Genomic DNA, 16,385 nt, shown 5'->3' on the forward strand with positions numbered 1-16,385 from the left:
GAGCGGACATGACCACCGTGCTGACCCCGGTCACGCCCGAACGCATCCCCGGGCGGGCCCGGCGGCTCGTCCGGCGCGCCACGAGCCCGTGGACCTACGCCGCGCTGATCGCGATCCTGGCCGGTTCGGCGTTCCCGGTGTACTGGTCGCTGGTCGTCTCCTCGCAGACGACCGAAGCGGTCGGCAGCGTGCCGCCGGTACTCGTGCCCGGCGGGCACCTGTTCGAGAACATCGCCCGCGTCTTCGACGAGACGGACTTCGCACTGGCCCTGGGCAACTCGCTGATCGTCTCGGGCACCATCACCGTCTCGGTGGTGCTGTTCTCGACACTGGCAGGGTTCGCGTTCGCCAAGCTGCGCTTCCGCGGGCGGACCGCGTTGCTGCTCGTCGTGATCGCCACCCAGGCCATCCCGACGGAACTGGGCGTCGTCCCGCTCTACATGATGATGGCCGACCTCGGCTGGGCCGGGCAGCTGCAGGCGGTGATCGTGCCCGGCCTGGTCACCGCGTTCGGCGTGTTCTACATGCGCCAGTACTTCGAGCGCGCCCTGCCACTGGAGCTGCTGGAGGCCGGGCGCATGGACGGCTGCGGACCGCTGCGGTTGTTCTGGCACGTCGCCCTGCCCACGGCGCGCCCGGCCGCGGCGGTGCTCGGCCTGTTCACGTTCATGCAGGCCTGGAACGACTTCTTCTGGCCGCTGGTCGTGCTCGTCCCGGAGAACCCCACCGTCCAGACCGCCCTGTCCACCCTGGCCAGCGGCTACACCACCGACTACACGCTCGTGCTCACCGCCGCGACCATCGGCACCATCCCCGTCCTCGTCGTGTTCCTGCTGTTCGGCCGCCACATCGTCGGCGGCATCATGCAGGGCGCGCTCAAGGGCTGACCTTCCCGGAGATCACCGTGACTTCCCGCTTCCCGCCCGGCTTCCGCTGGGGCGTCTCCACGTCGGCGTTCCAGATCGAGGGCGCCACCACCGCGGACGGCCGCCGTCCCTCCATTTGGGACACCTTCACCCTGGTCCCCGGCGCCGTGGCCGGCGGCGACACCGGCGAACCGGCGGCCGACCACTACCACCGCTGGCGCGCCGACCTGGACCTGCTCGCCGGGCTCGGCGTCGACGCCTACCGGTTCTCGGTTTCGTGGCCCCGGGTGCAGCCGACCGGCCGCGGCCGCGGCGAACGCCGTGGTCTCGACTTCTACCGCAGGCTCGTGGAAGGCTTGCGGGAGAAGGGGATCGAGCCGTTCCTGACGCTGTACCACTGGGATCTGCCCCAGGACCTGGAGGACGAGGGCGGCTGGCGCTCGCGTGACACCGCGGCGCGGTTCGCCGACTACGCCGCCCTCGTGCACGCCGAACTCGGCGACCTCGTCGGGCACTGGACGACGCTGAACGAGCCCTACCCCTCGGCGATCGCGGGCTACGGCGAGGGCCGCCACGCACCCGGGGCGAGGGAGGGGCACGGCGCGCTCGCCGCCGCCCACCACCTGCTGCTCGGCCACGGACTGGCGGTGCGGGCGATGCGGGCGCAGGCGCCGCCGCACCACGAGTTCGGCATCGTGCTCAACCAGTCGCCGGTCGTGCCGGTGTCGGATTCGGCCGGGGACGCGGCCGCCGCGGCCCGGCAGGACACCCTGTTGCGACGCCAGTTCAGCGATCCGCTGTTCGGCGGCCGGTACGCGCCGGGCCTGGAGACCATGTTCAGCGGCGTTTCCGACTTCGCCTTCCGCCGCGACGGCGACCTGGAGACGATCGGGCAGCCGCTGGACTACCTGGGCGTGAACTACTACTACCGCCTGCACGTCGCGGACGCGCCGCACCGCGAACCCGATCCGGCCCGCCGCACGGCGGCCGACATCGGGGTGGACACCTCCCGGTTGCCCGACGTGCCGCGCACCGGGATGGGCTGGCCGGTCGAACCGCACGGCCTCACCGAAGCCCTGGCCGGCCTGCGCGACCGCTACCCGGCGCTCCCGCCGTTGTACGTCACGGAGAACGGCTGCGTCTACCCGGACCGGAGCGACTTCGCCGACCACGAGCGCATCACGTTCCTGCGGGAGCACATCGAGGCGGCCCGCGCGGCCGACGTCGACCTGCGGGGGTACTTCTGCTGGTCGCTGCTGGACAACTTCGAGTGGGCCCACGGGTACAAGCACCGGTTCGGGCTGGTGCACGTGGACTACGCGACGCAGGCCCGCACGCCACGGGCCAGCTACCGCTGGTACCGCGACTTCATCGCCTCCCAGCGGTGACCGGGGCCCGGCCGCGCCGGCCGGGCCCCGCCATCCGGCGGTTCAGGGCCGGCGGGGAGCTGACGGCCCTGAACCGCCCACCTCAGCACAGGGTCTTGCCGTAGCAGACGATCTCGGGCATCCCGGTGTGGAGGCCGAACTTCGGGATCTCGGTGTAGTCCGAGGACGTGTAGAGCGCGATCGCGGCCGGTTGCTTGGTGCCGGTCTCCAGTACCGCGCGTTTGCGGCCGGACAGTACCGCCGTGCGTTCCAGCTCGCGGAGGATCATCCGCGCATAGCCGCGCCCGCGTGCCGCTTCGGTGACGTACATCCGTTTGATCTCGGCGTCGCCCGCGAGGAAGTCCGGCGCCGGGCCGTCGTGGGCCCGCCACGCGCCGCAAGCCACGGCTTCGCCACCCCGGTAGCCGACGACGAACAGCCCGGACGGAGGAGTGAAGTCGTCGGGACCCATGGGCGTGACGTCTTCGGTTCCGTACAGTTCGACGTAGACCTGCTGCACCCTGGCGATGAGTCCGACGGCGTCCGGGTGACCGTAGGGCACCCCGACGATCCGCAAATCGTCCTTGTTGTGCAGTTCCATCACTTCGGCAACTTCCTCCGGTCATCGGCCGCGCCGCGACGCTGCCGTCCGTCCGCGACCTGGTGTATGTAGCGATCATTCTACAGGGTCGGCGGAACAAGCCATCCGGATGTTCACTTGTCCGGACGGGTGCCGGTCACCCCGCGGCAGTTGTGCGGACAAGCCGGGGGACGACTCTGACCGGCATGACGAGGTATCTGGAGATCGCCGACCGGCTCGCCGCCGAGCTGGACGGCTCCGCGCCGGGAACCCGGGTGGCGAGTGAGCCGGAGCTGGCCAGCCGCTTCGGGGTGGGCCGTGCGGCGGCCCGGTCGGCGCTGCAGGAACTGGAACGGCGGCTGCTGGTCCGCCGCGTCCAGGGCGCCGGGACGTTCGTCAACTCCCGCATCGATTACGTGATCTCCGGCAGCCGCCCGCCGTCCTGGCACACCACGGTGGAGGCCGCGGGCGGCACGCCACGGACGGTGCTCAAATCGGTGGACCGCGTGGGACTGCCGGAGGCGGAGGCCGCGCGGCTGGGGCGACAGCCCGGCACGCCGGCGCACCACGTGGTCCGCACCCGCTACATCAACAGCCTGCTCACCGGCTGGGGTGAGGAGTGGATCCCCGTCGACGTGGTGCCCGATCTGGACCTGGGACTGCACGCGGTCGACTCGGTCGATCTGGTGCTGCGGCAGATGGGCCGCGTGTCGCCGGTGCGGGCGTGGTGCCGCGTGAGCCTGGAGCTGCCGCCGCCGCGGGTGCTGCGGGAACTGGAGGTCGAGCCGAGCACCCCGGTCTACCTCATCGAAAGCCTCAGCAAGGACGAGACGACCGGCGCCGGCCTGATGTGCAGCGGCGCCTGGACGCGTGCCGACGCCGTGCGCGTGATCGTCGAAATGAGCGAAACCATCACCCACGAGGAGGAGCGGTGACCGACGTGTTGAGCCGCGAGCAGCGATGCGCGCTGCTCGCGGAGGCCGGGCGGGAGGAGCTCGTGGCGCTGGCCGACGAATGCCTCGCCGACGGCGCCCCGGTGCGCGTGCTGACCGGGCCGGAGGTGGGCGCGGTCGCCGCGCAGGTGCGTGAACCCGTGCTGGCCGAACGGTTCCTGCTCGGCGACGTGCTGGCGTGCCGGGCCGAGGTGGAGGTCGCCGGGCAGCGCGGGTGGTCGATGCGGCTGGGCGACGACCGCGCCGCGACACTGGCCGCCGCCGTGCTCGACGCCGAAGCCGAGGCCACCCGGCCCCAGTCGGGGCGGATCGAGCAGCTGTGCCGTGAGGTCGAAGCCCGCCGCGCCCGCCGCGAGGCCGCCGAGTGGGCCGAGCTCGCGCCCACCGTCGTCGAGTTCGAGGAGCTGACATGACCCGCGTACTGGACCGGATCGCGGCCGCGACGCTGCGCCCCGACGAGTCGCGGACCGTGTTCCGCGCCGTCCTCGACGCCCTGTCCCGGCCCGGCCGCGTCGTCACGCTGCCCGCCGACGGGAGCACGCCCGCGGTGCTGCTGCCCGTGCTGGCACTGGCGGACCTGGGAACCGGAGTCGCGGTGCTCGACGACGGCGAGGACTGGGCCGACGTGATCGGGGTGGTCACCTCCTCGCCCGCGGTCCCGCCGGCCACGGCCCGGTTCGTCGCCGCGACCCGGCCCATGACCCCGGCGGAACTACGCACCGTCCGCCGGGGCAGCGCGCTCGCCCCGGAAGAGGGCGCGCTGGTGTGCCTGTCCGTGCCCGAACTGGACGGTACCGATTGGACACTCACCGGGCCCGGTGTGGACGGATCCTCTCGTCTGTCCGGAGTGGACGGACTACGGGAAGCCCGCGCCGAAGCCGTGTCCGGATTCCCCGCCGGGATCGACCTGCTGCTGATCACCCGGGACGGGCGCATGGCGGGCATCCCGCGCAGCACCACCATCGAAGGGAGGGACCGCTGATGGGCTACTCCGGAGCACGCGGCGGCCTGGAAGCCATCCTCGCGGCCGAGGACCTGGTCCGGCGCGCCCGCGACCAAGCCCCGGCGCCGTGGATGCCGACCGGCCAGATCACCGCGCGGATGCGGCTGCTCGTCGACCGGGTGATGGGTGAAGGCGGCCTGTACCACGAGGACACCGCGGCGGCCGCGCTGCGCCAGGCGGAGGGCGATCCGCTGGAGGCATCGCACCTGGTACGCGCCCACCGGTCGACGTTGCCGCGCCTGGCGGTCAGCGAACCGGTCGACCCGGACGAGATGACGATCCTGCGGCGCGTCGTGCCCGCCTTCCGCGAGCCGGACGGCCCGCAGCTGCTCGGGCGCACCACCGACTACACCGGCCGCCTCCTGGAGCAGCCCGACGGGCAGCCCGAGGCGCGGCCGCACGAGCCGGGTCCGGCCCGCGAGCGCACCGCCGAGCAGCGCACCCCGCGCCGGTTCCTGGACCTGCTGCGCAAGATGGACCTGGTCGCCGACCAGCGCCGCACCGACGACCCGGACCCGGTCGACATCACCCGCAAGCCCGCCCGCCCGCCCGCCGACCGTTCCGCGGTGCTCGCGTCGATGGCGCGCGCGGAGACCGGTGGCCTGGTCGCCCTGTGGTACCGGTCCATCCTCGGCCCCGACGGTGACATCCACGAGGTGACCCTCGGCGACGTGCGGCACGGCCGCGTGCCGCTGCGGGTCCGTCATCCGCACACCGGCAACCCCGTGACACTGGGCGAGTTCCGGGTCTCCGAGGCCGAGGCGATCGAAAACCTCGACGGCGCCGACGAGGACCGCACCCGCCTCGACGTCGGCTACGGCCTGTGCTTCGGGCACAACGAGCGCAAGGCGATCGCGATGGCCAACCTGGACATCGCCAACCGGCGCTTCGGCCGCACCGGACCGCTGGGGCAACTGCTGCTGCTGACCGTGGACGGCCTGGACTCCGCCGGGTTCCTCGAACACCTCAAGCTGCCGCACTACGTGACGTTCCGCTCGATCGTCGAACGCAAGCAGGCCATGCGCACCGCCGCCGAAGCGGGCGAAGGGCCGGCCGAGCGGGTCGCCGAGCCGGCGGGGAAGGAATGCTGATGACGTCCACACTGGACCTGCTCGGCGACGTCGGGACCGGGCAGGGGATCCTGGACGAGGGCGCCAAGCGGGAGATCCGCCGCGCCACGCTCACCGCGGTCTGCGTGCCCGGGTACCAGGTGCCGTTCGGGTCGCGGGAGATGCCGGTCGCGCGCGGCTGGGGCTCCGGCGGGCTGCAGATCACACTCGCGGTGATCGGCGACGGGGACACGGTCAAGGTGATCGACCAGGGCGACGACGCCGGGGTCAACGCCACGAACCTGCGCCGGATGATCTCGGCGACCACCGGGTGCGCCGACTCGGCCGACACGCGTGCGGCGACGGTGATCCAGACCCGGCACCGGATCCCCGAGGAGGCGCTGGGGGAGCAGCACGTGCTGGTCTACCAGGTGCCGGTGCCCGAACCGCTGCGCGGCGTGGAGAAGTCGGTGGCCGAGTGCGCGCGGATGCACGCCGAGGACGACTACGCCAAGATCTGGGTCAGCCTGTACGAGGACCTGGTGCGCAACGGCGTGATCACCAAGGGCAGCGGCTACCCGGTGCTGGTGGACGGCCGCTACGTGATGGCGACCAGCCCGGTGCCGCGCTGGGACGTGCCGCGGCTGGACCACTGCGAGCACCTCAACCTCTACGGCGCCGGCCGCGAGAAGAAGATCTACGCCATCCCGCCGCACACCGACGTCCGGCCCCTGGCCTTCGACGACGTCCCGTTCGAGGTCGAGCACGCGCCCGGCGCGAAGTGCCGCCTGTGCGGCAGCGACGACGTGTTCCTCGTCGAGGCCGGCGCGGGCAACGGGTACCTGTGCAGCGACACCGAATGGTGCTCGCGGGTGCGGGAGCGCGACGCCGATCTCGACGCCCACCGCCGGCGTGCGCCGCTGCACCTGCTGCCCGACCCTCGTGCGCGCGTGGCCGGTGCCGCCGTGGAGACGCCCCGCGCCGAGCGGGTGCGCGTGTCCGGCGAGCAGGAGTGGGCGCTGCGGGTGTCGGGGATCGGCAAGGTGCACGGGCGCGGCGGCGCGGACGCCGTGCCGGGCACCGGTCCCGAGCACGGCACGGCGGTCAGCCCGGCCACCGGCGCGATCGTCGCCGCGTGGGACGTCTCGTTCGACGTCGCGCCCGGTGAAGCGCTCGGCGTGATCGGCGAGTCCGGCTCCGGCAAGTCCACTGTGCTCGGTTGTGTGATCGGCGATCAGGACGCCACCACCGGTCAGGTGCACCTGTCCTCGGTGGACGGCGGTCGCACGGACGTGCTGCGGCTGCCCGCCACCGAACGGCGCAAGCTGCGGATCAGCGAGATGGCGGTCGTGCACCAGGACCCGGCCGCGGGACTGGACCTCGACGTCACCGCGGGCGGCAACATCGCCGAACGGCTCACCGCGGCGGGCTGGCGCGGCTACCACGCGATCCGGCGCCGGGCGGCGGAACTGCTCGACCGGGTCGAGGTGCCACTGTCCCGGATGGACGATCCGGTGAAGACGTTCTCCGGCGGGATGCGGCAGCGCGTGCAGATCGCCAAGGCCCTCGCGACCGATCCGCCGGTGCTGCTGCTGGACGAGCCCACCACCGGGCTCGACGCCTCCGTGGCCGCCGGTGTGCTCGACCTGCTGCGTGGCCTGCTCGCCGAGCGGGACGTCGCGGCCGTGGTCGTCAGCCACGACTTCGCCGTGATCGAGGCGCTCACCGACCGCACGGTCGTGATGCAGCTCGGGCGCGTCGTCGAGCGCGGGCTGACCGACCAGCTGTTCCACGATCCGCACCACCCCTACACCCAGCGGCTCGTCGCCGCGGCCCGGAGGTGACCCGTATGGAACGCGTGCTGTCGGTGCGCGACTTGCGCAAGTCCTTTGTCCTGCACACGATCGACGGCCGGATCGTCGAGTCCCTGCACGGCGTCGACCTCGACGTGCACGCCGGGGAGCACGTCGCGCTGGCCGGTGCGAGCGGCGCCGGCAAATCGTCGCTGCTGCGCTGCGTCTACCGCACCTACCTGCCGGACTCCGGCGAGGTGCGGCTGAGCACCGGCGGGGGAGAGGTCGATCTGACCGGTCTCGCCGACCGGGCGATGGCGCGGCTGCGGGGCCGCGAGATCGGCTACGTGTCGCAGTTCCTCGCCGCGCCCCCGCGCACCGGGCCCTGGGAGGTCGTGGCGGCCGCGGCCCGGCGCCGCGGGCTCGGCCGGGCGGAGGCGCGTGACGCGGCGGCGGTGGCCCTGCGGCGGCTCAACCTCGACGAGGGACTGTGGGATGTGGACTGTGGCGTGCTCTCGGGTGGTGAACGGCAGCGGGTCAACCTCGCGGCCGGGACCGTCCGGCCGCCGCGGCTGCTGCTGCTCGACGAGCCGGTGTCCGCGTTGGACCCGGCCAACCGGGAGGCCGCGCTGGAACTGATCGGCTCACTGGCCGAGCAGGGTGTCGCGGTGCTCGCGGTGTTCCACGACCTGGACGCGATGCGGCGGCTGGCATCGCGGGTGGTGTGGATGTCCGGTGGCCTGGTGGAGAAGTCGGGCAGCCCGGACGAGCTGCTGGCGGGTGTGGCATGACCGCGGTCGCCGAAGCCTGGACGCCGGCGGCGCCGCCCGCCGACTACGTGCTCGGGCACGTCCGCGCCGTCCTGCCGGACCGCGTCATCGACGACGCGCGGGTGGTGGTCCGGGAGGACCGGATCGTGGCGGTGGAGCACCACCCGGCCGGTATCGGTTCCGATGTGGACGGTCAGGGCCTGCTGTGCGTGCCAGGGCTGGTGGACACCCACAGCGACGGCCTGGAGAACGAGCGGCTCCCGCGGCCCGGCGCCGAGCTGCCGGTCGAGTTCGCGATGCTGTCGTTCGAGGGCAAGCTGCGAGCGGCGGGCGTGACGACCGTGTTCCACGGCGTCGGGTTCGAGGAGAGCCACGGCCGCGGCATGCCGCGCACGGTGGCCGGGGCGCAGAAGCTGTGTGAGGCGATCGACGCCTACCCGGCCGGGATGGTCGACCACCGGATCCTGTACCGGCTCGACGTCCGCAGCCCGGAAGGACTGTCGGCGCTGCGGGACCGGCTGGACCAGGTGCCCGACGGTGCGCTGGTGTCGCACGAGGACCACACGCCGGGCCAGGGGCAATACGCCGATCGCGAGTACTACGAGCGCTACCTGATGGGCCGTCGTGGACTGTCCGGAGCAGAGGCCCGCACGCACGTCGACCGGTTGATCGCCGAGCGGGACGGCAAGCTCGACGTGCGGGAGGAGGCGATGACCTGGCTCGCGGAGCGGTCGCCACGGATCCGGTTGCTGGGCCACGATCCGTCCTCGGCGTCGGAGATCGAGGAACTGCGGGGCCGTGGCGGGGCGGTCGCCGAGTTCCCCACGACGATCGGGGCCGCGCAAGCCGCGCGAGCACACGGTTTCCCGGTGGTGATGGGCGCGCCGAACATCCTGCGCGGGCGGTCGCACAACGGGAACGCGTCCGGCCGGGAGCTGGTGGAACGAGGACTGGTGACGGCGATCGCCTCGGATTACCTGCCCTCCGGGCTGCTCGCGGCGGCGATGCTGCTCGCCGCGGAGGGGCTGGCGACCTTGCCGGAGGCGATCGGGCTGGTCACGGGAGGTCCGGCCGAGGTGGCGGGGCTGGCGGACCGGGGCAGGCTTTCGCCCGGTCTGCGGGCGGACCTGGTGCTGGTCGAGCCGCGGCAGCCGTGGCCCGCGGTGCGGACGGTGCTGTCCCCGGGAGGTGCCCGGTGAACCGGTGGCCGGTGCCCGAGCCGGAGATCCCGGACGGGACCCACCCGGCGCTCGCGGCGGTGGCGCGTGCGGCGGTCGGCGCCTTCCGGGACGCGTGTGCCCGGTTCTCCGCGCCCGAGCTGGCGGAGAAGGTCGGCATGGGCGCGGACGGGACGGCGACGACACGGCTGGACATGTTGGTCGACACCGCCGTCGCCGCCGCCGTCGACGTGTGCGGGGTGAACCTGCTGAGCGAGGAGATCGGCGTCATCGACAACGGTTCCGCGGTGACGCTGGTCGTGGATCCGGTGGACGGGACGGCCAACGCGGTGGCCGGGGTGCCGTTGTCGTCGTTCGCCGGGGTGGTCGCGGTGGACGGCAAGCCGGTGGAGTCGCTGACGACGTGGCTGGACACCGGCCGCAGCTGGCACGCCCGCGCCGGTGAGCCGGGGCCGTGGCGCACCTCGGGGCGGCGGGAGCTGGACGGCGCGGCGGTGAGCCTGCTGCGCCCGCACGCCCGGAACGAGGCGGCGTGGCTGCGCGTCAGCAGGCGCGCCGCGCGGGTGCGGATCCTGTCCAGCAGCTGCCTGGAGGCGGCACTGGTGGCGCAGGGTTCGACCGACGCTTTCGCCGACGCCGGTTCCGACACGCACCGGATCATGGACATCGCGGCGGCGGCGGTGCTGGTCCCCGCGGCGGGCGGCGCGGTGATGGACGCGTTCGGCCGCGAGGTGGAGATCGACCCGGACCTGACGCGCCGGTGGTCCGGCGTGGTGGCCGCGACGCCGGAACTGGCCGCCGACCTCGCGGCGACGATCCGCGGTTCGGAGGTGGGGTAGCGGGCGCCGGTCGCGTCGCTCGCCGAGCCCGCATCGCCGTTCCGCCGCGACATCGGGCGTGGAGCTGGAAGTCGCGGACCCCGATGGGTGGCGGCTCGGTGTGGTCCGGGGCGGCTGCTCCGGTCCGCGGCGCCTACGCTGCGGTCATGAGCGTGCCTCCGACCGACCTCGCCGCCACGCGGGCCTTCTTCGGGCCGCGAGCGGCGACCTGGGAGATCAAGTTCCCGGACGACGCGCCCCGCTACCGGCGCGCCGTCGCGGATCTGGCGCCGCCACGGGGTGGGGCAGTCGCGGACATCGCGTGTGGCACCGGCCGCGCGCTGCCCGAGCTGCGGGAAGCGGTCGGTCCGCAGGGCAGCGTCATCGGCGTCGATGTGACCGTGCAGATGATCGAGGAGGCCGCTCGGCGCGGCCGGGACCGGGCCGCGAGTCTCCTCCTCGGGGACGCCCTGCACCTGCCGCTCGCCACGGGATCACTGGACGCTGTCTTCGCGGCGGGGCTGGTGTCGCACCTGCCCGACCCCGTGGCCGGGCTCGCCGAGCTGGGCCGCGTCTGCCGGACCGGGGGACGGCTCGCGGTGTTCCACCCCCTCGGCCGCGCGGCGCTCGCGCGACGGCAGGGACGGGAGCTGAGCCCGGAGGATCTGCGCGCCGAGCCCAACATCCGCGCGGCCCTCACTGCCGCGGGCTGGCACCTGGACATGCTCGACGACGGCGAGGACCGTTATCTCGCCCTGGCCCACCTCCGCGGGTAGCGGCCGGGGTCGCGCGCGGAGCGGCAGTCAGCGGCGGGCTCGCGCTCACCCGCCGGGCGACGTACCCGTTGCGGGGCCTGACGGCGACGGTGCTGGAGGCCGCGGAGGTCACCCGCGACACCCACCGGGTGCTGCTGGGCCTGGCCGAACGCTCATAACTCCGGCAGCATCGCGCGTCCTACCGACAGTTCCGGGGCGTGAAGGCCACGGCCCGGATCCGGGACAGTGCCTCGCGCGCTCCGGCGGGGTCGGGCGGGAACCCGAGCAGGGGTGCCAGACGGCGCCAGGCGCGGGGATGCCGGTCGCGGTAATCCTGCAGCAGCTTCACCGTTTCATCCTGCTCCAGCACCCGTTGCCGCGGCTCCGCCCAGCGTCGCGCGCTGATGCGGACTTCGAGCGCGGGCGCGGCCTGGATGTTGCGGTACCAGTCGGCCCGCTCGCCCCACCCCGACACCACCACGACCTCCGGCAGGCGTGCGTCGAAGCGGACCACTTCGAGGATGACCTCGCGGCGGCGCCCGCTCTTGCGGCCGCGATGCGCCAGATACACCAGCCGGTGCCCGAACAACGGGCCGAACCCGAGCCGGTACAGCGGAACCGGCGCGCGGAACATCGCGCGCAGCAGGCCGGAAGGGGTGTGGTCGGTCAGTCCCATCAGATTCCTTTCTGTCCTGTGTGGACGGTGGCCAGGATCGCCTCGTGGCTGATCCAGCCGGTGAGCGTGCCGGACTCGCGGTCGAGCACCGGCAGCCCGGTCCCGGCCGCGCGGGTGAGCGCGTCCAGTGCCTCGGTCAGCGTGGATTGGCCGGTGACCAGGGGTGGCAGCTCGGCCAGTGCGCCGGTGTTCTCGTCCTGGTCCCCGGTGAGTGCTTCGGCGACCGCGCGGGCCGTGACGCACCCCTGGTAGCGGCCGTCGGGCCCGGTCACCGGCAGGATGCCGTGCCCGGACAGGGCCAGTGCGCGGGCCGCGGGCCGCAGCGCGGTGTCCGCGGGCAGGGGGGCGGGCAGTGGTTCGAGGACGTCGGACACCCGCTTGCCCGCCAGTGGCCCCGGCCGCCGGTCGATGTCGACGCCCCGCCTGCGCAGCTTGAGGGTGTAGATGGTGCTCGGTCCGAGCAGCGCCTTACCGGTGAGCGTGGCGACGACGATGGCGGTCATCAGCGGCAGGATGATCGTGTACTGGCCGGTCAGCTCGAACAGGATGATCACCGCGGTGATCGGCGCGCGAGCGGCGCCCGCGAAGGCCGCGCCCATGCCGATCAGGCCGTAGACACCGGGGGAGGCGGTCATCCCGGGCAGCCAGGCGTGCACCACCACACCGAAGGCCGTTCCGCCCATCGCCCCGATGAACAGCGACGGCGCGAACACCCCGCCGGAGCCGCCGATGCCGATCGTCAGGCTGGTGGCGACGATCTTGCCGATCATCAGCACGAGCAGGAACCCGAACACGTAGTCGCCCTCGACGGCGTTCTGCAGCACCGGGTAGCCCACGCCGTACATCTCCGGCAGCACCAGCAGCAGCCCGCCCAGCAGCAGCCCGCCGACGGCCGGGCGCAACCACTCCGGCCCGCGCCAGACCCAGTCGCAGGCGTCTTCGATCCAGTACAGGACCTTGGTGAACAGCACACCACCCGCGCCGACCACCACGCCCAGCACGATGAAGAGCAGGTACTCCACCGGGTTGCGCAGGGTGAACGGCGGCAGGTCGAGAAACGCGACGTCACCGAACACCGCCCGGCCCACCACGCTCGCGGTGACGCTGGCGAGCACGACCGCGCCGAAGGACTCGACCGCGAAGTCACGCAGGATCAGCTCCATCGCGAAGAAGGGGCCTGCCATCGGGGCGTTGAAGGTCGCCGCGATCCCGCCCGCGGCGCCGCACGCCACCAGGACCCGCAGTCGCCCCTCGGGCAGCCGGAACCGGCGGCCGAAGGTGGAGCCCAGCGCGGAGCCGATCTGCACGATCGGGCCTTCGCGGCCGACCGAGCCGCCCGAGCCGATCGTGAGCGCCGACGCCAGCGCCTTGACGACCGTCACCTGCGCCGGGATGCGGCCGCCGCGCTCGGCGACGGCATACATCACCTCCGGGACGCCGTGCCCGCGCGCCTCGGGCGCGAAGCGCTGCACGAGCGGGCCGTAGATCAGCCCGGCCAGCACCGGGACGATCAGGACGAACCAGGGACCCAGCGCCGTGAACCACGGATGCGGCTCACCACCGGCCGCGGAGTAGTCGGTATGACCGGAGAAGACGTGCGTGAACGTCTCGATGAGCCAGCGGAAGACGATCGCGCCCAGGCCCGCGCCCGCGCCGATCGCCACCGCCAGCACGGCCAGGCCGGACGGGCTCTCCCGCAGCCAGACGCTCCACGACTGCCGGGCCGGTACGCGGACGGGGCGCTGTTCTCGCAACACCTTTGCAGTATGCAACACTTGTGGAGGGCATGCTTAGCGGGTGTGAGGTAGAACTGAGCCATGTCCGCCCCGCACTCCGTCCCGGCCCCGGACGACGTCGATGCCGTCACCGAGGCCGTCCTGACCGCGTCCCGCCTGCTGGTCGCGGTGTCCGCACGGTCGCTGGCTGCCGTCGACGAGTCGATCACGCTGCCGCAGTTCCGGATGCTGGTCGTGCTGAGCAGCCGGGGCCCGCTGAAGGTCACCGCGCTCGCCGACTTCCTCGCGGTCAACCCGTCCACGGCGACGCGGATGCTGGACCGCCTGGTGGCCGCCGACCTGGTCAGCCGGGCGGCGAACCCGGCCTCCCGCCGGGAACTGGTGGTGTCGCTGACCACCGCCGGAGCCGACGTCGTGCACGAGGTCACCGAGCGCCGCCGCCGCGAGATCACGCGCATCGTGAGCCGCATGCCCTCGGCGACGCGCAACGGACTGGTGCGGGCGCTGACGGCGTTCACCGAGGCCGGGGACGAGCCCGGGGTCACCGACCAGGCGGAGACGTTCTGGCCCTGACCGTCCGGGCCTGCCCGAGCCCGGGGAAGCCGGCCCGCACCTCCTGCCCCGGCGCCACGGCCACCTGGACGACGGACCCGGTGATGATCGTCTCGCCGGTGCGGAGCTCTTCACTCATCGCGGCGAGGAGTTCGGCGACCCGCTCGACGCGAGAGGACAGGTCCGCGGGCACCGGTGCTTCCGCGGCCAGCCGGCCGTCGAGGAGCAACTGCCCGACCGGTGCGGTCAGCTCCGGTGCGAACGGTCCGAGCGCGAAGGCGCGGTGGAAGACGTTGCGCGCGACGATGACGGCCGGTTCGTCGGTGCCCGCGAGGTCACACAGCTCCAGCGCCACACCGTAGCCCGCGATCACCCCGCCGGGTGCGATCGCGACGGCGACTTCGGCGTCGGCGTAGGTCGCTTCGCCCGGCCCTGGCCGGTACTCGTCGCCGGAACGCAGCCGCGTCGCCGAGGTGAGGTGCCCGATCACACTGCCGCCGAGCCGCTCGCGACGGCTGGCGCCGACTTTCCAGCCGAGCGCGACGGCGCCCCGCCGCATCAGGGTGTCCCGCTCGGCGAACTGCACCCGCAGGGCCTCGCGCAACCGCTGGTCGACGGGTTCCATCCGGTGCCGCTACTTTTTCTTCGCGGCGGTGTCGACCAGGAGCCAGCCGCGCATCTCGCGTCCGCCCATCACGGCCACCGCCATGGCGCCGTGGATCAGGAATCCCGGTCCGCCGAACATCCGCTGCTCGCTCAGGCCGTCCTCGGAGGCCACCACGTCACGGACGCGAGCGGCGAGGTTCTGGTCGTAGGCCATGGCCCAGTGTGGCCCCGCGCCGCACCCGCCGCCGCACGATCGGGTACACCAGCAGGATCACGGCGAGACTGAGCACGCTCAGGTACAGCTGCGATCGCGCGTCCTCGACGAACACCATGGACACGACGACCGCCAGCGTGCCGGCCAGGGTCAGCCAGCTCAGCCACGGGTAGCCCCACATGCGCAGGGTCAGCTGGTCCGGCGCCGTCCGTTCGATACTGCGGCGCATCCGCAGCTGCGAACCCGCGATGATGGCGTAGACGAACAGCGCCACCGCGCCCGCCGAGTTGATGATGAAGTAGAAGATGGTGTCCGGCGCGACGTAGCTCATGATCACCGCGACGTAACCGACCACTGTGGACAGCAGGATCGCCTTCCACGGCACGCCGCGCCGGTTGACGTCGGCGATCCAGCGGGGCGCCCACTGGTGGCGGCGCAGGGCGAAGAGCATGCGGGAAGCCGTGTAGAGGCCGGAATTGAGCACCGACAGGGCGGCGGTCAGCACGACGGCGCTGACGATCGTCTCCGCCGCGGGAATGCCGAACCGGCCGAACGCCGCCGCGAACGGGCTGGTCTCGCTGGGCACGTCGCGCCACGGCGTGATCATCACGATCAGGGTGATCGAACCGACGTAGAACAGGATCACGCGCCACACGGTCGCGGCGGTCGCCTTCGCCACGGCCTTCGCCGGCTCCTCCGACTCGGCCGCGGCGATCGTGACGATCTCCGTGCCGAAGTAGGAGAAGATGACGATCACGACCCCGTGCACGACGGCGAACCCGCCGGTCGCGAAGAACCCGTCGAGCCCGACGTTGCCCACCGAGAACGACGCGCCCGGCCACAGTCCCAGCACGAACAGCACACCGACGGTGAGGAACACGACGATCGTGGCGACCTTGATGGACGCCAGCCAGAACTCGGTTTCCCCGAACGAGCGCGCGGAGGCCAGGTTGGAGGCGGTGAGCAGCAGCATCAGCACGAGCGAGAACACCCACTGCGGCACCGCCGGGATCCAGCCGACGAGGATCTTCGCCCCGGCGACCGCCTCGAATGCCACCACGCCGACCCAGAAGTACCAGTACAGCCAGCCGATCGTGAATCCCGCCCACCCGCCGAGCGATTCGCGGGCGTACTCCATGAACGAGCCCAGCGTCGGCGAGGCGGTCGCCATTTCGCCGAGCATGCGCATCACCAGCACGACGAGCAGCCCGCCCAGCGCGTAGGACACGATCGCCGCGGGACCGACGGTGTGCACGACGGCCCCGCTGCCGACGAACAGACTGGCCCCGATGATCCCGCCGAGGGCGATCATGCGAACGTGCCGCTGGCGCAGGCCGGGCCGCAGGCCCTGACCGGTCTCGGAATCGGTGGTCCGTCCCATCCGGACGATCTTGACAGGTGAACGGTGAAGAAGAAACCGGATGCGGCCGATCGGCGCAACACGCTCCGCCCGCCGGTGCCGCTCCCCA

18 protein-coding genes are annotated in these 16,385 nt (G+C 72.8%); 12 read left to right on the top strand and 6 right to left on the bottom strand.

From position 1 onward, the window contains the following. Positions 1-8: 8 nt before the first annotated feature. Both HNR02_RS23470 and HNR02_RS23475 read left to right on the top strand, forming a co-directional pair. On the top strand, positions 9-887 hold the full coding sequence (locus HNR02_RS23470) for a carbohydrate ABC transporter permease (RefSeq protein WP_179775274.1): 879 nt from the start codon (positions 9-11) through the stop codon (positions 885-887). Positions 888-904: 17 nt separating this feature from the next. Next, positions 905-2,254: a GH1 family beta-glucosidase gene (locus HNR02_RS23475; protein WP_179775275.1), complete on the top strand. Its 1,350-nt coding sequence runs from the start codon at positions 905-907 to the stop codon at positions 2,252-2,254. Between the two features lie 82 nt (positions 2,255-2,336). Here the strand turns inward: HNR02_RS23475 and HNR02_RS23480 are convergent, their stop codons facing one another. Further along, complete coding sequence (locus tag HNR02_RS23480; protein WP_179776087.1) at positions 2,337-2,810, bottom strand: GNAT family N-acetyltransferase; 474 nt, start codon at positions 2,808-2,810, stop codon at positions 2,337-2,339. Positions 2,811-3,019: 209 nt separating this feature from the next. Between HNR02_RS23480 and HNR02_RS23485 the strand changes: the two genes are divergently transcribed. From HNR02_RS23485 to HNR02_RS23525, 9 genes are all read left to right on the top strand, one after another. Beyond that, positions 3,020-3,748: a GntR family transcriptional regulator gene (locus tag HNR02_RS23485; protein WP_179775276.1), complete on the top strand. Its 729-nt coding sequence runs from the start codon at positions 3,020-3,022 to the stop codon at positions 3,746-3,748. Further along, complete coding sequence (locus HNR02_RS23490; protein ID WP_179775277.1) at positions 3,745-4,179, top strand: phosphonate C-P lyase system protein PhnG; 435 nt, start codon at positions 3,745-3,747, stop codon at positions 4,177-4,179. The genes HNR02_RS23485 and HNR02_RS23490 overlap by 4 nt, the downstream gene beginning before the upstream one ends. Next, positions 4,176-4,748: a phosphonate C-P lyase system protein PhnH gene (phnH, locus tag HNR02_RS23495; protein ID WP_179775278.1), complete on the top strand. Its 573-nt coding sequence runs from the start codon at positions 4,176-4,178 to the stop codon at positions 4,746-4,748. Before HNR02_RS23490 ends, phnH begins: the two co-directional genes overlap by 4 nt. Then, positions 4,748-5,860: a carbon-phosphorus lyase complex subunit PhnI gene (locus HNR02_RS23500; protein WP_179775279.1), complete on the top strand. Its 1,113-nt coding sequence runs from the start codon at positions 4,748-4,750 to the stop codon at positions 5,858-5,860. The genes phnH and HNR02_RS23500 overlap by 1 nt, the downstream gene beginning before the upstream one ends. Further along, positions 5,860-7,662: an alpha-D-ribose 1-methylphosphonate 5-phosphate C-P-lyase PhnJ gene (locus tag HNR02_RS23505; protein ID WP_179775280.1), complete on the top strand. Its 1,803-nt coding sequence runs from the start codon at positions 5,860-5,862 to the stop codon at positions 7,660-7,662. Before HNR02_RS23500 ends, HNR02_RS23505 begins: the two co-directional genes overlap by 1 nt. Positions 7,663-7,667: 5 nt before the next feature. Further along, a complete protein-coding gene (locus HNR02_RS23510; protein ID WP_179775281.1) occupies positions 7,668-8,402 on the top strand; it encodes an ATP-binding cassette domain-containing protein in 735 nt (244 codons plus the stop codon). Next, on the top strand, positions 8,399-9,580 hold the full coding sequence (locus HNR02_RS23515) for an alpha-D-ribose 1-methylphosphonate 5-triphosphate diphosphatase (RefSeq protein ID WP_179775282.1): 1,182 nt from the start codon (positions 8,399-8,401) through the stop codon (positions 9,578-9,580). The genes HNR02_RS23510 and HNR02_RS23515 overlap by 4 nt, the downstream gene beginning before the upstream one ends. Next, positions 9,577-10,398, top strand: coding sequence for an inositol monophosphatase family protein (locus tag HNR02_RS23520; protein ID WP_312861106.1), 822 nt, complete (start codon positions 9,577-9,579; stop codon positions 10,396-10,398). The genes HNR02_RS23515 and HNR02_RS23520 overlap by 4 nt, the downstream gene beginning before the upstream one ends. Positions 10,399-10,544: 146 nt before the next feature. Next, positions 10,545-11,153 carry a class I SAM-dependent methyltransferase gene (locus HNR02_RS23525; protein ID WP_179775284.1) on the top strand — a complete coding sequence of 203 codons (609 nt, stop codon included), beginning with the start codon at positions 10,545-10,547 and terminating at the stop codon, positions 11,151-11,153. 178 nt (positions 11,154-11,331) lie between these two features. Here the strand turns inward: HNR02_RS23525 and HNR02_RS23530 are convergent, their stop codons facing one another. Together HNR02_RS23530 and HNR02_RS23535 are read right to left on the bottom strand one after the other, a co-directional pair. After that, entirely contained in the window at positions 11,332-11,808 is a 477-nt protein-coding gene (locus HNR02_RS23530; protein WP_179775285.1) for a nitroreductase family deazaflavin-dependent oxidoreductase, read from the bottom strand. Next, the gene (locus HNR02_RS23535; RefSeq protein WP_312861107.1) at positions 11,808-13,565 is read right to left on the bottom strand and encodes a chloride channel protein; all 1,758 of its coding nucleotides are present in this window, start codon (positions 13,563-13,565) and stop codon (positions 11,808-11,810) included. Before HNR02_RS23535 ends, HNR02_RS23530 begins: the two co-directional genes overlap by 1 nt. Positions 13,566-13,625: 60 nt before the next feature. Here HNR02_RS23535 and HNR02_RS23540 point away from each other — a divergent pair, with 60 nt between their 5' ends. After that, the gene (locus HNR02_RS23540; RefSeq protein ID WP_179775286.1) at positions 13,626-14,117 is read left to right on the top strand and encodes a MarR family winged helix-turn-helix transcriptional regulator; all 492 of its coding nucleotides are present in this window, start codon (positions 13,626-13,628) and stop codon (positions 14,115-14,117) included. Here HNR02_RS23540 and HNR02_RS23545 read toward each other — a convergent pair. Genes HNR02_RS23545 through HNR02_RS23555 form a run of 3 tightly spaced genes read right to left on the bottom strand, consistent with a single transcriptional unit; the run spans position 14,086 to position 16,297 of the window. Beyond that, complete coding sequence (locus HNR02_RS23545) at positions 14,086-14,721, bottom strand: hypothetical protein (RefSeq protein ID WP_179775287.1); 636 nt, start codon at positions 14,719-14,721, stop codon at positions 14,086-14,088. The genes HNR02_RS23540 and HNR02_RS23545 overlap by 32 nt on opposite strands. Before the next feature lie 9 nt (positions 14,722-14,730). Then, the gene (locus HNR02_RS23550; protein WP_179775288.1) at positions 14,731-14,916 is read right to left on the bottom strand and encodes a hypothetical protein; all 186 of its coding nucleotides are present in this window, start codon (positions 14,914-14,916) and stop codon (positions 14,731-14,733) included. Next, positions 14,879-16,297 carry an amino acid permease gene (locus HNR02_RS23555; protein WP_179775289.1) on the bottom strand — a complete coding sequence of 473 codons (1,419 nt, stop codon included), beginning with the start codon at positions 16,295-16,297 and terminating at the stop codon, positions 14,879-14,881. Before HNR02_RS23555 ends, HNR02_RS23550 begins: the two co-directional genes overlap by 38 nt. Positions 16,298-16,385 lie beyond the last annotated feature (88 nt).

The sequence above is a fragment of the Amycolatopsis endophytica genome, assembly GCF_013410405.1.
GTDB classification, from domain to species: Bacteria; Actinomycetota; Actinomycetes; order Mycobacteriales; family Pseudonocardiaceae; genus Amycolatopsis_E; species Amycolatopsis_E endophytica.

What these genes read in the sequence shown, in the direction of transcription:
- HNR02_RS23470 (WP_179775274.1), top strand. Translation starts at nt 9, where the DNA reads ATGACCACCGTGCTGACCCCGGTCACGCCCGAACGCATCCCCGGGCGG.
- HNR02_RS23485 (WP_179775276.1), top strand. Translation starts at nt 3,020, where the DNA reads ATGACGAGGTATCTGGAGATCGCCGACCGGCTCGCCGCCGAGCTGGAC.
- phnH (WP_179775278.1), top strand. Translation starts at nt 4,176, where the DNA reads ATGACCCGCGTACTGGACCGGATCGCGGCCGCGACGCTGCGCCCCGAC.
- HNR02_RS23500 (WP_179775279.1), top strand. Translation starts at nt 4,748, where the DNA reads ATGGGCTACTCCGGAGCACGCGGCGGCCTGGAAGCCATCCTCGCGGCC.
- HNR02_RS23505 (WP_179775280.1), top strand. Translation starts at nt 5,860, where the DNA reads ATGACGTCCACACTGGACCTGCTCGGCGACGTCGGGACCGGGCAGGGG.
- HNR02_RS23510 (WP_179775281.1), top strand. Translation starts at nt 7,668, where the DNA reads ATGGAACGCGTGCTGTCGGTGCGCGACTTGCGCAAGTCCTTTGTCCTG.
- HNR02_RS23515 (WP_179775282.1), top strand. Translation starts at nt 8,399, where the DNA reads ATGACCGCGGTCGCCGAAGCCTGGACGCCGGCGGCGCCGCCCGCCGAC.
- HNR02_RS23525 (WP_179775284.1), top strand. Translation starts at nt 10,545, where the DNA reads ATGAGCGTGCCTCCGACCGACCTCGCCGCCACGCGGGCCTTCTTCGGG.
- HNR02_RS23530 (WP_179775285.1), bottom strand. Translation starts at nt 11,808, where the DNA reads ATGGGACTGACCGACCACACCCCTTCCGGCCTGCTGCGCGCGATGTTC.
- HNR02_RS23540 (WP_179775286.1), top strand. Translation starts at nt 13,626, where the DNA reads ATGTCCGCCCCGCACTCCGTCCCGGCCCCGGACGACGTCGATGCCGTC.
- HNR02_RS23545 (WP_179775287.1), bottom strand. Translation starts at nt 14,721, where the DNA reads ATGGAACCCGTCGACCAGCGGTTGCGCGAGGCCCTGCGGGTGCAGTTC.
- HNR02_RS23550 (WP_179775288.1), bottom strand. Translation starts at nt 14,916, where the DNA reads ATGGCCTACGACCAGAACCTCGCCGCTCGCGTCCGTGACGTGGTGGCC.
- HNR02_RS23555 (WP_179775289.1), bottom strand. Translation starts at nt 16,297, where the DNA reads ATGGGACGGACCACCGATTCCGAGACCGGTCAGGGCCTGCGGCCCGGC.